Source organism: Vibrio hangzhouensis (assembly GCF_900107935.1).
GTDB classification, from domain to species: Bacteria; Pseudomonadota; Gammaproteobacteria; order Enterobacterales; family Vibrionaceae; genus Vibrio; species Vibrio hangzhouensis.
The window spans coordinates 55,377-69,850 of sequence record NZ_FNVG01000025.1 but is presented as its reverse complement, the minus strand read 5'-3'; the positions used below and the strand labels follow the sequence as shown (position 1 = coordinate 69,850).

Here is a 14,474-nt window from a genome sequence, read left to right as displayed (position 1 = left end):
CCGTCATCTTCACGCAAGTGAAGATCTATTAAAGCGCGTGACTACCCCGAGTGGTCCCACGTTTGTTCCGCGCACAAAAGCGAAGCGGTAAGGTAGGGTGTTTTGGTTTAGTGAGTCACTTGCGGTAGGAGATCTCCTTTTTCAAGGAGATGACGGAGGTTTTGTCATATTCACCTTTCCCGTCATCTTCACGCAAGTGAAGATCTATTAAAGCGAGTGACTACCCTTAATAGGGCACGGCCCCAAAGCCCTAGTTTGCATCGCTGTCACGCAGGCGCTTTGTTGGGTGAGTCACACGTGGTGCGAGATCTCCTTTTTCAAGGAGATGACGGGTAACAATAGATGACAGGTAACAGGAGATGGCAGGTAACATGATATGACGCGAAGTGGGCGACGAGGCGGAGTGGAAGATGACAGCCCAGTTTGCCATCTTCAAATTCCCTAACAATCCACATGAAAAAAATTCATAATCACTCTATTGACTTTAAAAGCTATTCATTTCATTCTGTAGACATATAGACGTCTAAACGTCAAAAATAACATTTCAGAGTTAGACAGACAGGTTTTAATCTAAGGTTGGATGGGATAACCAAGCTTGGTATTTAGGGAGAGAACCATGGGATACACACACGCAGGACACATCGATGCTTTGAATCAGAATATTGCTGAGTTGTCAGACAATATTAACGTTTCATTTGAGTTCTTTCCGCCGAGCACACCAACGATGGAAGAAACATTGTGGAAGTCTGTTCATCGTCTAAAGACACTGCAGCCGAAGTTCGTCTCGGTGACCTACGGAGCCAACTCCGGTGAGCGTGATCGCACTCACTCTATCATCAAAGAAATCAAAGCAGAAACGGGTCTGGTTGCTGCGCCGCACCTGACTTGTATCGACGCATCTCGTGATGAGCTGATTGATATTGCAGAAGATTACTGGGCGAATGGCATCAAAAATATTGTTGCGCTGCGTGGTGACATTCCACCGGGTGGCGGTCAGCCTGAAATGTACGCATCTGACTTGGTAGAGCTTTTGAAGTCGCGCCATGATTTTGATATCTCGGTGGCGGCATTCCCTGAGGTGCATCCGGAAGCGAAAAGCGCTCAAGCCGATCTTCTGAACCTGAAGCGCAAAGTGGATGCCGGTGCTAACCGTGCTATTACTCAGTTCTTCTTTGACGTTGAAAGCTACCTTCGTTTCCGTGACCGCTGCGTGGCGGCGGGCATCGACGTCGAAATCGTACCGGGCATTCTGCCAGTCTCAAACTTTAAGCAGGCATCGCGTTTTGCCGCGATGAACAAAGTAAAAGTTCCGGGCTGGATGCAAAAGCAGTTTGAAGGTCTGGACGACGATCCTGTGACGCGTCAGCTTGTTGGTGCCAGCCAGGCGATTGATATGGTGCGAGTTCTTAGCCGTGAGGGTGTGAAAGATTTCCACTTCTACACTCTGAACCGAGCAGAAATGACCTACGCACTGTGCCATACGTTGGGCGTTCGTCCAAAAGCGTAAGTTTTTCAGTTCCTAGTTCCTCGAATTCTCAAATAAAAAGCGCCGCAAGTCATCGACTCGCGGCGCTTTGTAATTTTACGCTGAAATTCGGGTTATTAAACCAAGGCTTCCAACTCAGAAAGAGCTTCTTCTGCCCAGTCTAGCCATGCCTGGCGAGACAGCAGATTACGGCGCAGAGTCAGGCGCTCAAGACGCGCGTGCTTATCTAGTGTGCTTGGTGTTGCGTAGTAAGCCGCTTCAATTTCACGGTAGTGGGCGACTAACTTTTTCGATTCTTCAATCAATTCTTCAAGTTGAATACGAAACGCTGCTGAAGGCTGAACATCGCAAGCGGCCAGCTTAGCGCAGAACTCATCACGTACAGTTGGGTGTACGGTTGGTTGTTCGAACCACTCGCCCAATGCGCTGCGGCCAGAATCAGTAATGGAGTAGACTTTACGATCAGGTTTGCCTTCCTGAGGTTCAAGCTTACAGGTAACCAGCTCTTTATCAGCCATCTTATTTAGCTCACGATAAACCTGCTGGTGGCTCGCTTTCCAGAAATATCCGATGCTTGCAGAAAATTCTTTAGTGATATCGTAGCCTGTTGCATCGCGAGTGCTAAGAACAGTAAGGATTACGTGTGGTAGTGACATGTCTTAAGTCCAAATGGTCAATAATTTAATAATAATTATTCTGCTCATACTCACGTCGGGGAACGATATGGCAAGTGCTCTGGGATCGGTTGTTGATTCCATGAAACTCGCACGTAAGAGCAGTGCCAAACAATTGGCACGGATAACCGTGTTTTAAGCCTTTGTCACCTAGAAGGGCACGTGAACACGTGACCTGTACTGTTGATATGGTAATGTTTTTGTTTTATCGAACAGTAGAGTGTAATTATATCGAATTTTATAAGCAAGAAGTGGAATAGAGTGTGATGCCACTTCAAAAAACTAACAAAACTCTCAATAAGTACACCTTCAAAGACAAAAAGCCGCAAGGTGCGACTTTTTGTCTTATAATCAGAATATTATTCTGTTTATCCAGTATTGCGCATACCCGCAGCGATACCAGCGATAGTGACCATCAACGCTTCTTCAAGCTCTGACTCTGTCTCTTCGCTTTGGCGTGTGCGATATAGAAGCTCAGCCTGAAGCATGTTCAATGGCTCAACATAGGTGTTACGCAGACGGATAGATTCCTGGCCCCATGGGTCGCTTTGCATCAGGTGGTTGTGGTTTTCAACGTTCAGTACGGCTTTGATGTCTTCCTGAAGTTGAGCACGCAGTTTGTCACCCAATGGCAGTAGCTCTGGATCGGCCAGCAACTTGTCGTAGTAGCGAGAGATTTCCATATTGCACTTGGTGTACACCATCTCAAGCATACCCAGACGTGTTGAGAAGAATGGCCACTCGCGGCACATCTCTTCAAGCAGTGCCTGATGACCTTTGTCAATCGAGTACTGGATCGCTTCACCAGCGCCTAACCAGGCTGGCAGTACCAGACGGTTTTGACTCCAGGAGAAGATCCATGGAATAGCGCGCAGACTTTCCACACCACCGTTCGGGTTGCGTTTGGCCGGGCGTGAACCCAGAGGCAGTTTACCCAGTTCCAGCTCAGGTGTTGCCTGACGGAAATAAGGTACGAAGTCGGGTTCGCCACGAACTACTTTGCGATAGGCTTCGCAAGATACTTCCGACAGCACATCCATCAGGTCGCGCCAGTCTTGTTTTGGCTCTGGTGGTGGCAACAGGTTGGCTTCCAGAATGGCACTGGCGTACAGATTGAAGCTGTTCACCGCAATTTCTGGCAGACCCAGTTTAAAGCGGATCATTTCACCCTGCTCAGTAACGCGCAGACCGCCTTTCAGGCTTTTTGGTGGCTGAGACAGCAACGCGGCGTGTGCAGGCGCACCACCACGACCAATAGTACCGCCACGGCCGTGGAACAGAGTAATATCGATACCGGCGTCTTCACCAACAGCCACTAGTGCTTCCATGGCGCTGTATTGAGCCCACCCCGCCGCCATAACGCCGGCGTCTTTGGCTGAGTCAGAGTAACCGATCATCACCATTTGGTGGTTTTGGATGTAGCCACGATACCAGTCGATATCGAACAGCTGCTTCATGACCGCTTCAGAGTTGTTGAGGTCATCAAGGGTTTCAAACAGTGGGCAGACATCCATACGGAATTTACAGCCACACTCCTGAAGAATCAGGTGAACCGCCAGAACATCCGATGCGGTGCGAGCCATGGAAATAACATAGGCACCAAATGCTTCACGTGACTGTGAAGCGATCACGCGACACGTGTCGAGGACTTCTTGTACCGGCTCCGATGGCTCCCAATCACGTGGTAGTAGCGGTCGTTTTGAGCTCAGCTCATTGATAAGGAATGACACCTTATCTTGCTCACTCCACTGGTCATAGTCACCCAGACCCAGGTAACGAGTCAGCTCAGAAATCACATCAGAGTGACGAGTGCTTTCCTGACGAATATCCAGACGTACCAGATGGACGCCAAACGCCTTCACGCGGCGCAGGGTATCAAGCAGTGAGCCATCGGCAATGATGGCCATGCCGCTTTCGCGAAGTGACTTGTAACAGGCCATCAACGGCTCCCAAAGTTGAGACGCATCTTCGAGAATCGGCTTGTTTGGCACATCTTGATGATTAATTTGTGCTTCCAGTACCTCAAGGGTATCGATCAGCAGCTTACGAACCGGTTTTAGGATCGCACGATAGGGTTCGTGCTGTTCGCCTGCCAGTTCACGGACCTGATCGTTGCATTTGACCATTGATAGCTCAGTGATCAGCTCCTGGAAGTCTTTCAGGTACAATTCTGCCGCTTTCCAGCGTGACAGTAGCATGACTTCACGGGTGACTTTGTGGGTCACAAACGGGTTACCATCACGGTCACCGCCCATCCATGATGAGAAGTGAACAGGTCGGGCATCGATTGGCAAGCCTTCACCCAGAAAGCCAGTCAGGCGCTCATCCAGCTCACGCAGGAATTCCGGAACTGCATCCCATAGTGAGTTTTCAACAACGGCAAATCCCCACTTGGCTTCATCCAGCGGAGTCGGGCGCTGCTTACGAATGACATCCGAGTGCCAGCTCTGTGCAATCAGCTGCTCCAGGCGGCGTTCGGTTTTCTTGCGCTCTTTTTCCGACAGTTCGTTGAGCTCAAGCTTAGACAGACACTCGTTGATCTTAACCAGCTTGTTGATCATGGTACGACGGGTGATTTCCGTCGGGTGCGCGGTAAGTACCAGTTCAATGTTCAGATCGCGCACGGCCTGAGCAGTGTCGAGCTTACTGATGTTTTCCTGGCTAAGCTTGGAAAATAGTGAATAGATCGGGTCCGGTTCGCACACATCGGCTTCGCAGCTTCTGGAGATAGTGTGGTACTGATCAGCAATATTGGTCAGGTTAAGGAACTGGTTAAACGCACGAGCAATCGGGGTCAGCTGCTCGTTGGGCAGGTTCTTTATCTCTTCGATTAAGATATCACGATCGGCGTCATTGCCTGCACGCACAACGGATTTGGAAAGTTTACGAATCTTCTCAACTTTCTCCAGGATCACGTCTCCATGCGCTTCCTTGATGGTGTTACCCAACAAGTGCCCTAGCATCCTAACATTGCTCTTTAATGGGGCATATTTTTCGTTCATAGTCGTCCTGCCTTGTAATTTAACTACATCCAGTATTCCATATCAGCCTCACAATCTAGCGAAAAATGCTAGTGCGAGTCAAATAAAGTAAACCAAGTTTGCATTTATCGTGCTGGCAGGATAAACGCACACTTGGCTGAGTTAAAAGTTTGAATTGTTGAAAATTTATTACAAAAATCGTGTGGTCTATGGATTATTCGAAGCAATATTGGTTAATCGCTTTAGCCAAAATATTAATGGTCGGATCAATAAAATCAAAGCTCAGGAACTCATCGGGTTGATGGGCCTGATCAATCGACCCCGGGCCCAGCACCAAAGTAGGGCATAGCTGTTGTAGAAACGGGGCTTCGGTACAATAGTTGACCGTTTCAGACGGCATCTCACATAGCGACTCCATACCGCCAACAAACGGATGCTGGTGATCGCATTCATAGCCAGGAATCGGTTCGTGCAATGCGGTGATGGTCAGTCGGCCCGGCCATTTCGCTTCGACGTCTTTTAATGCGTCCCGTAGCAGGTTGTCCAGACCGTCGAGGCTGATGCCCGGGAGCGGGCGAACGTCATAATGCAGTTCACAGCAACCACAAATCCGGTTTGCGCTGTCTCCGCCATGAATATGCCCAAGGTTCAGAGTCGGACTTGGTATGGCAAATCCCGGGTGGTGGTATTCTTTGACCAGTTTGTCACGTAGCTTCATCATGGCAAACAGTACTTCGTGCATGATTTCAATGGCATTTACGCCCAGAGCCGGATCCGACGAGTGCCCGGACTTACCGGTAACGCGAATGGCGTTGGCCACATGGCCTTTATGGCCACGTATCGGTACCAAACTGGTAGGCTCACCAATGATGCAGTAATCGGGCTTGAATGGCGCGCTGTCGGTAAAGTGACGGGCACCGAGCATGGTGGTTTCCTCGTCACAGGTGGCCAGTACATATAGCGGCTTAGTCTGCTTACTCCAGTCAATTTTTTTTACCGCCTCGTAGATGAACGCAAAGAAGCCTTTCATATCGGCGGTACCCAAACCATAGAAGCGGTTGTTTGCCTCGGTCAGTTCATGGGGGTTAAAGCTCCAGCGTCCTTCGTCGAAAGGAACGGTATCACTATGACCCGCTAACAGCAGTCCGCCTTCTCCTTGTCCTTTTTTGGCAATCATGTTGAATTTATTGGGTTCAACCTGAACCACTTCGACGTCAAACCCCAGATCCTTCATCCATGTCGCCAGTTTTTCGATGACCTTCTCGTTGCCGTGATCCCAACCAGGATCGGTGGAACTGATAGAAGGGGTGCTGATCAGACCTTTGTAGACCTCTAAAAAACTGGGTAATTGCATATTATCTTCGCTTCTACTGTTGACAGATTAATCTTAAGACGGTAAAACACATATTAAATCAAAATAAATGAATAAAAAATCAATTAATGACGTTTTTTTTATATTTATAGTCATTAACTGATGTGTTCATAAACGAATTCAACAGACTCACTAACGGATGTAGAGCAATGCTGAAAACCACCATTATTGGCGCATCGGGATACACAGGAGCTGAATTGGCTCTGATGGTCACCAAACACCCTGAACTCACGCTATCAGGTTTATACGTATCCGCCAATAGTGTGGATGCCGGGAAACCCATTTCCGAGTTGCATGGCAAGTTGGCTGGCCTGGTGGAACTGCCGGTGCAGCCTCTGGTTGATGTGCAAAAAGCGGCCAGCGAATGCGACATTGTGTTTCTGGCGACCGCCCATGAAGTCAGCCACGATTTAGCGCCAGAATTTCTGGCTCAGGGATGTCAGGTGTTTGACTTGTCGGGTGCTTATCGTGTTAAGGGCGACGATTTTTATACCACGTTCTACGGCTTTGAACATCAACATGAAAACTGGTTGGACAAGGCGGCTTATGGCCTAGCAGAATGGAACGCTCAGGATATTGAGCAGGCCCAATTGGTGGCTGTACCGGGTTGTTATCCGACAGCGTCTCAACTGGCGATCAAACCGTTACTCGAAAGTGGTCTCATTGACACTCAGATGTGGCCAGTCATTAATGCGACCAGCGGCGTGTCTGGTGCAGGGCGTAAAGCGTCTATGACAAACAGCTTCTGTGAAGTAAGCCTGCAACCTTACGGCATATTTAATCACAGGCATCAGCCAGAGATTGCGACACACCTGGGTTGTGATGTGATTTTTACGCCCCATCTCGGTAACTTCAAACGCGGTATTCTTGCCACGATCACAATGAAACTGAGTGATGGTGTGAGTGCCGAGCAGGTCGCCGCCGCGTTCGACAGCGCTTATCAGGACAAACCATGTGTGCGCGTCAAGGGCGAGACAATTCCAAGAATTCAGAATGTCGAAAATACACCGTTTTGCGACATTGGCTGGAAAGTACAAGGACAACACATCATCGTGGTGTCAGCGATCGATAACCTGTTAAAAGGCGCATCCAGTCAGGCGATGCAATGCCTGAATATCAAGAACCAGTTTGCCCAGTTAACGGCATTGATTTAAAGCGAGGAGAGCAAAATGAGTCATCAAAATACCCCATTAGTGATTAAGCTAGGCGGTGCTGCCCTCTCTTGCACGCAGACGCTGGGACAACTGTTCGTTGCCATCTCAGATTATCAACAGCAGGCACAACGTGACATCGTGATTGTCCACGGTGGCGGTTATCTGGTGGATGATCTGATGAAGAAGCTTGATCTGCCAACAGTGAAAAAGCAGGGCCTGCGTGTGACGCCATACGATCAAATCCCACTTATCGCGGGTGCACTGGCAGGAACCGCCAACAAACTATTGCAGGGCGATGCGGTGAAAGCAGGTTTAAATGCGGTAGGGCTGAGTCTAGCGGACGGTGGTTTGTGTGAAGTGACCGAGTTAGATCCAGAACTGGGTGCTGTGGGGAATGCAAAGCCTGGTAATCCAGCCGTGCTGCAAGCGATTCTAAAAACGGGTGCACTGCCGATCATCAGCTCGATTGGCCTGGACAATCAGGGTCAACTGATGAATGTCAATGCTGACCAGGCGGCGGTAGCCGTCGCCGGTGCATTGGATGCTGAGCTGGTGCTGCTGTCCGATGTGAGCGGTGTACTCGATGGTAAAGGTCATCTGCTGCCGAGCCTGAGTCAACAGCAAGCCGATGCCCTGATTGAAGGAAAAGTGATTACTGACGGCATGATCGTAAAAGTTCAGGCTGCACTGGAGGCTGCCAATGATCTTGGTCGCCCAATCGAAGTCGCCACATGGCGCTACCCAGACAAATTAGCCGAATTGTTTGCCGGCCAAAGTATCGGCACACAGTTCGTACCAAATTAATTGAATTTAGTCATCCCGAGACGCTGACCGCCATAATCAGGCTCGGACAAGGAGAGAAAAATGAGTAAACCATCTGTAAATAAAGTTGTTGTAGCCTACTCTGGCGGTCTGGACACGTCAGTGATCATCCCGTGGCTTAAAGAGAATTACGATTGTGAAGTTGTCGCCTTCGTGGCTGATGTGGGTCAGGGCGAAGAAGAGCTGGTTGGCATCGAAGAGAAAGCGAAAGCGTCAGGAGCATCAGAATGCTATATCGCTGACCTGAAAGAAGAAATGGTCGCCGACTACATCTACCCAACACTAAAAACCGGTGCTTACTATGAAGGCAAATACCTGCTAGGTACTTCAATGGCGCGTCCTATCATTGCCAAAGCGCAAGTCGAAGTGGCTCGTAAAGTAGGAGCCGATGCCTTGTGTCATGGTTGTACTGGTAAAGGTAATGACCAGGTGCGTTTTGAAGGTGCCTTTGCTGCACTGGCACCGGATCTGACTGTTATCGCTCCATGGCGTGAGTGGGATCTTGTCAGTCGTGAGGAGTGTCTGGACTATCTGGCGGAGCGCAATATCCCTTGCAGCGCGTCATTGACCAAGATTTACTCTCGTGATGCAAACGCATGGCACATCTCAACAGAGGGCGGTGTCCTGGAAGATACCTGGAATGCACCGAATGAAGATTGCTGGGTGTGGACTGTCGATCCTGAACAGGCACCAAACGAAGCGGAATACGTGACGCTGGAAGTGAAGCAGGGTGAAGTGGTTGCTGTTGATGGTGAACAAATGACGCCGTACAACGCGTTGGTTTACCTGAACGAGAAAGGTGCGAAGCACGGTGTAGGTCGTATTGATATCGTTGAAAACCGTCTGGTTGGTATGAAGTCTCGCGGCTGCTACGAAACTCCGGGAGGCACCATCATGATGGAAGCTCTGCGCGCTGTTGAGCAGTTGGTTCTGGATAAAACGTCATTTGAGTTCCGTGAAGAACTGGGCGTGAAAGCCTCGCACCTTGTTTATGACGGCCGTTGGTTCACTCCACTATGTAAATCGATTCTGGCCGCATCAGAAGAGTTGGCTCAGGACGTAAACGGTGAAGTGGTTATCAAACTTTACAAAGGTCAGGCGACAGTGACACAGAAACGCAGTGACAACAGCTTGTACTCTGAAGAGTTTGCAACCTTTGGTGAGGATGAGGTTTACGACCAGAGCCATGCAGGTGGATTCATCCGTCTTTACTCTCTGTCTAGTCGCATCCGCGCACTGAACGAAGCGAAGAAAAAATAATCTCAGTTAGCTATACTGATTGAAATAAAGAAACCCATTTGTTATCAAATGGGTTTCTTATTATTTGTCGCCTGAGAAATTAAATTGACACTCGGTGTGAATATTTATGTGAAATAAATGAATTTTTACTTTATTTTTGGTTCAATTTGCCGTAAGTTGAACCCTATCAATAAACAAACTGAGTTGCATCCAATTCACTCAGCGATGAAGCGACGAAGATTGAGCAGTTAGGAGAGACACGATGGCATTATGGGGCGGAAGATTTACCCAAGCAGCAGATACGAGATTCAAAGACTTTAATGATTCATTGCGCTTTGATTACCGACTTGCTGAGCAAGACATTGTTGGCTCTATTGCTTGGTCTAAGGCATTGGTCTCAGTGGGCGTTCTGACGGAAGATGAACAGCAGAAGCTGGAACTGGCGCTGAATGAACTCAAACTTGAGGTGATGGAGAATCCAAAGCAGATCTTAAGATCCGATGCTGAGGATATTCATAGCTGGGTTGAGCAACAGTTGATCAGCAAAGTGGGCGATCTCGGCAAAAAGCTGCACACAGGTCGTTCTCGTAATGATCAGGTCGCTACAGACTTAAAACTCTGGTGTCGTCAGCAGGGACAACAGCTGTTGATTGGTCTCGACAGATTGCAGTCGCAAATGGTCGAAGTGGCCCAGTCGCATCAGGATACGGTACTCCCGGGTTATACTCACCTGCAGCGTGCTCAACCTGTAACGTTTGCGCACTGGTGTCTGGCTTACGTGGAAATGTTTGAGCGTGACTACTCCCGTCTGGAAGATGCGATTAAACGTCTGGATACCTGTCCTCTGGGCTCCGGCGCACTGGCCGGTACCGCGTACCCGATGGATCGTGAGCAACTGGCACACAACCTGGGTTTCAGAAGAGCAACTCGTAACAGCCTGGATTCGGTTTCTGATCGTGACCATGTGATGGAGCTGATGTCGATTGCCTCTATTTCAATGTTGCACCTGTCGCGTCTGGCTGAAGATATGATCTTCTATAACTCAGGAGAATCGAACTTTATCGAGTTGGCAGACACGGTGACTTCGGGCTCGTCATTGATGCCACAGAAGAAAAACCCAGATGCACTGGAGTTGATCCGTGGTAAGACAGGCCGTGTATACGGTGCACTCGCGGGCATGATGATGACCGTGAAAGCCTTGCCACTGGCCTACAACAAAGACATGCAGGAAGACAAAGAAGGTCTGTTCGATGCGTTGGATACCTGGAATGACTGCATGGAGATGGCGGCACTCTGCTTTGATGGCATCAAGGTGAATGGTGAGCGGACACTGGAGGCGGCGAAACAAGGTTACGCCAACTCAACCGAACTGGCCGATTACCTGGTGGCGAAAGGCATTCCATTCCGTGAAGCACACCATATCGTGGGCGTCGCAGTGGTCAGTGCGATCGAAAAGGGCTGTGCACTGGAAGAGTTGTCTATTGCCGAACTGCAACAGTTCTCACCGGTCATTGAGCAGGATGTGTATGACATTCTGACCATTGAAAGTTGTCTTGAAAAACGAAATGCTCTGGGTGGCGTCGCGCCACAGCAAGTGGCTTACGCTGTCGATCAGGCCGCGAAGCGCTTGAGTGCTCGTGATAACTCCGCGGTGAAAGTGCGCGCAGCAAGACTGACAGATATAGATGCTCTGGAAAGCATGGTGGCTTACTGGGCTAACCTGGGTGAAAACCTGCCGCGCAGCCGCAATGAACTGGTGCGCGATATTGGCTCTTTCGCAGTAGCAGAACATCATGGAGAAGTGACGGGTTGTGCATCTTTGTATGTGTATGATTCGGGACTGGCTGAGATTCGCTCTCTGGGCGTTGAAGCGGGTTGGCAGGGACAGGGACAAGGCACTGCTATCGTTCAGCACTTAGTCGAGAAGGCGCGTAAGATGGCCATCAAGAAAGTGTTTGTGCTGACTCGTACACCAGAGTTCTTTATGAAGCACGACTTCATTCCTACATCGAAGACGCTGTTGCCTGAGAAAGTACTCAAGGACTGCGATCAGTGTCCAAGACAGCATGCCTGTGATGAGGTTGCATTGGAAGTGAACTTGGTCGAGCAGATTATTGCCAAGATGAACGTCGCATAACACATTGAAAATTAAGATAATGAGAAAAAGATCGAAAAAACTTTAAAAAAAGATCATTTTTCTGGGAACCATTAAGAAAAGGCACGGTCTATTAAAGTACCACTGCTTTTTCTTAGAAGAATCTAAGAAGGCCCCGAATCAAGGTTGATTACGGGGCTTTTTTCTTTTTGGGGCAATTTCGCCTCGTCACCAGCCCGCCAATTTTGCTGTTCGCCAAGCACGTCACATTGCTGCCATGTTGCTATCTATCTGGATCCGCTAGAATATATCTTCCTGTTCCATCCAATAACAAAGAGCACCAATACCATGATTGAACGCCTTCATACCAAAGAGCGCATGAGCCGTATCGTTAAACACAATGGCACCATCTACCTGTGTGGCCAGGTATGCGCCGATGCGACCAAAGACATCACCGAACAAACGCAAACCATGCTGGATAAAGTAGAAGCGCTGCTTCTGGAAGCGGGAAGTGACAAAGAGCACATGCTGTCAGCCACCATCTATCTCAAAGACATGCAGGACTTTCAGGCGATGAATGCGGTGTGGGATGCCTGGGTTCCCCAAGGCCACGCTCCGGCACGCGCCTGTGTCACAGGCGACATGGCCCGTGAAGCTCTGTTGGTGGAGATCTCCGTGATCGCCGCAGAAATCGAAACAAAATAGTCACCGTCATCCCGACCACGAAAAAGCGAGCCCCATATCGGGACTCGCTTTTATTTGATCTAGGGTGACGATTCTCTGGACCAAGAACCTAGTACCCAGAACCATAGAACCATAGAACCATAGAACCATAGAACCATAGAACCATAGAACCATAGAACCTTTTGCTTTTAGCCCAAATACGCTTCAAGCTCCTCACTACCACCAATATGCTTACCGCCAATAAACACCTGAGGTACGGTTGTACGTCCGGTGATAGCGCGCAAAGTTACTGTCGTAGCATCTTTACCCAAAATCACTTCTTCGTATTGCAGATTGTGGTCGATAAGATTTTGCTTTGCCTTCATGCAGAAAGGGCAGCCTGGTTTACTGAACACCGTGATGGATTCTTGTGTTCTGTATTCTGGTGCGATGTAGCTGAGCATTGTATCTGCATCGGAGACCTTAAACGGGTCACCCGGTTCGTCAGCTTCAATGAACATTTTTTCTACGATGCCATTTTTAACCAACATGCTATAACGCCATGAACGTTTGCCAAAACCCAGGTCGTTTTTCTCAACCAGCATGCCCATACCTTCGGTAAAGTCACCATTACCGTCGGGAATGAAGGTGATGTTGTCGGCTTCCTGATCGGCTTTCCAGGCGTTCATGACAAACGTATCGTTGACGGAAACGCAGACAATGTCATCGACGCCATGATCTTTAAATACCGGAAACAGTTCGTTGTAGCGCGGTAAGTGGCTAGAAGAACAGGTTGGTGTAAAGGCACCCGGTAAACTGAATACAATGACCGTTTTGTCTTTAAACACGTCATCACTGGAGACGTTCACCCAGGAATCCCCCTGACGAGTCGGGAATGTTACCTGAGGTACTGCCTGGCCTTCTTTTGATGCAAACATAGTCATGTCCTTCTAAAGTATTTGAAAAGTGTTACTGAGGGTTGCTGCCCTGAGTTGATGGGACCATTATCGAAAAAATGGTTTGATAGTTCTAATCGTTTATTGTTATGGTATCGATAGTTTATTTCTATCGGAGCCGGTAATGAACATTCGTGATTTTGAGTATCTGGTGGCGCTGGCGGAACACAAGCATTTCCGCAAAGCCGCAGAGGCATGTTTTGTCAGTCAGCCAACATTGAGTGGCCAAATCCGCAAGCTGGAAGATGAAATCGGGACATCGTTATTAGAACGCAGCAGTCGTCGGGTGTTGTTTACGGATGCCGGATTGCAGTTGGTGGAACAGGCCAAACGCGTGTTGAAGGAAGTGAAAACATTCCGCGAAATGGCGGCGGGACAAAGTGGTGAAATGACTGGTCCGATGCATATTGGTTTTATTCCGACGGTCGGTCCCTATTTGTTGCCGCGCATCGTACCCAAGCTCAAAGAGGCTTTTCCTGAGTTAGAGCTGTTTCTTCATGAAGCGCAGACGCATCATTTGGTCAGACAGTTAGAAGAGGGAAAGCTGGATTGCCTGGTACTGGCCTCCGTCCCTGAAACTGCCCCATTTAAAGAGATAGAAGTGTACAACGAGCCGATGAGCATCGCCGTGCCTTGCGACCATGAATGGGCGCAGTTGGAGCAGATAGAGATGGCGCAACTGAGTGGTCAGACGGTGTTATCTCTGGGCGATGGGCACTGTTTACGTGATCAGGCTCTGGGCTTTTGTTTTGCTGCCGGAGCTCGGGATGATGAGCGTTTTAAAGCCACCAGTCTGGAAACGTTGCGTAACATGGTTGCGGCTGGAGCCGGGATCACTCTGTTACCACAACTTTCGTTGCCTGAGCAAAAACAGAAAGATGGGGTGTGTTATGTCACGGCGGTCAATCCAACGCCATCGAGAAGTATTGTGCTGGCTTACCGCCCGGGCTCGCCGCTAAGAGCTCGTTTTGAAAAACTGGCACAGGCCATTGCCAGCTATCTACAGCCGTAGCATGGGTATTCAAAATACAA

At 49.0% G+C, this 14,474-nt stretch carries 12 protein-coding genes; 7 read left to right on the top strand and 5 right to left on the bottom strand.

Going from position 1 to position 14,474, the window contains the following annotated elements:
* Window positions 1-250 precede the first annotated feature (250 nt).
* Window positions 251-430, bottom strand: coding sequence for a hypothetical protein (locus tag C4S60_RS19440; RefSeq protein ID WP_103882000.1), 180 nt, complete (start codon window positions 428-430; stop codon window positions 251-253).
* Window positions 431-616: 186 nt separating this feature from the next.
* Here C4S60_RS19440 and metF point away from each other — a divergent pair, with 186 nt between their 5' ends.
* Window positions 617-1,507 carry a methylenetetrahydrofolate reductase gene (gene metF / locus C4S60_RS19435; RefSeq protein WP_103881999.1) on the top strand — a complete coding sequence of 297 codons (891 nt, stop codon included), beginning with the start codon at window positions 617-619 and terminating at the stop codon, window positions 1,505-1,507.
* A 95-nt stretch (window positions 1,508-1,602) separates the two neighbouring features.
* Here metF and C4S60_RS19430 read toward each other — a convergent pair whose 3' ends face one another.
* The 3 genes from C4S60_RS19430 to argE all read right to left on the bottom strand — a co-directional run bounded on the left by C4S60_RS19430 (window position 1,603) and on the right by argE (window position 6,495).
* The gene (locus tag C4S60_RS19430) at window positions 1,603-2,142 is read right to left on the bottom strand and encodes a PadR family transcriptional regulator (RefSeq protein ID WP_103881998.1); all 540 of its coding nucleotides are present in this window, start codon (window positions 2,140-2,142) and stop codon (window positions 1,603-1,605) included.
* A gap of 386 nt (window positions 2,143-2,528) precedes the next feature.
* Window positions 2,529-5,162 carry a phosphoenolpyruvate carboxylase gene (gene ppc / locus C4S60_RS19425; protein WP_103881997.1) on the bottom strand — a complete coding sequence of 878 codons (2,634 nt, stop codon included), beginning with the start codon at window positions 5,160-5,162 and terminating at the stop codon, window positions 2,529-2,531.
* Between the two features lie 193 nt (window positions 5,163-5,355).
* Window positions 5,356-6,495, bottom strand: a complete 1,140-nt coding sequence (gene argE, locus C4S60_RS19420; RefSeq protein WP_103881996.1) for an acetylornithine deacetylase — start codon at window positions 6,493-6,495, stop codon at window positions 5,356-5,358.
* 167 nt (window positions 6,496-6,662) lie between these two features.
* On the opposite strand from argE, the gene argC reads away from it, so the two are divergent.
* The 5 genes from argC to C4S60_RS19395 all read left to right on the top strand — a co-directional run bounded on the left by argC (window position 6,663) and on the right by C4S60_RS19395 (window position 12,528).
* A complete protein-coding gene (gene argC / locus C4S60_RS19415) occupies window positions 6,663-7,667 on the top strand; it encodes an N-acetyl-gamma-glutamyl-phosphate reductase (RefSeq protein WP_103881995.1) in 1,005 nt (334 codons plus the stop codon).
* 15 nt (window positions 7,668-7,682) lie between these two features.
* Window positions 7,683-8,471, top strand: a complete 789-nt coding sequence (argB, locus tag C4S60_RS19410) for an acetylglutamate kinase (protein ID WP_103881994.1) — start codon at window positions 7,683-7,685, stop codon at window positions 8,469-8,471.
* A 60-nt stretch (window positions 8,472-8,531) separates the two neighbouring features.
* Window positions 8,532-9,749: an argininosuccinate synthase gene (locus tag C4S60_RS19405; RefSeq protein WP_103881993.1), complete on the top strand. Its 1,218-nt coding sequence runs from the start codon at window positions 8,532-8,534 to the stop codon at window positions 9,747-9,749.
* A 241-nt stretch (window positions 9,750-9,990) separates the two neighbouring features.
* The gene (gene argH / locus C4S60_RS19400; protein ID WP_103881992.1) at window positions 9,991-11,865 is read left to right on the top strand and encodes an argininosuccinate lyase; all 1,875 of its coding nucleotides are present in this window, start codon (window positions 9,991-9,993) and stop codon (window positions 11,863-11,865) included.
* Between the two features lie 306 nt (window positions 11,866-12,171).
* Window positions 12,172-12,528, top strand: a complete 357-nt coding sequence (locus C4S60_RS19395; protein ID WP_103881991.1) for a RidA family protein — start codon at window positions 12,172-12,174, stop codon at window positions 12,526-12,528.
* Window positions 12,529-12,695: 167 nt separating this feature from the next.
* Here the strand turns inward: C4S60_RS19395 and C4S60_RS19390 are convergent, their stop codons facing one another.
* The gene (locus C4S60_RS19390; protein WP_103881990.1) at window positions 12,696-13,424 is read right to left on the bottom strand and encodes a redoxin family protein; all 729 of its coding nucleotides are present in this window, start codon (window positions 13,422-13,424) and stop codon (window positions 12,696-12,698) included.
* Window positions 13,425-13,566: 142 nt separating this feature from the next.
* Between C4S60_RS19390 and oxyR the strand changes: the two genes are divergently transcribed.
* The gene (oxyR, locus tag C4S60_RS19385) at window positions 13,567-14,454 is read left to right on the top strand and encodes a DNA-binding transcriptional regulator OxyR (protein WP_103881989.1); all 888 of its coding nucleotides are present in this window, start codon (window positions 13,567-13,569) and stop codon (window positions 14,452-14,454) included.
* Window positions 14,455-14,474 lie beyond the last annotated feature (20 nt).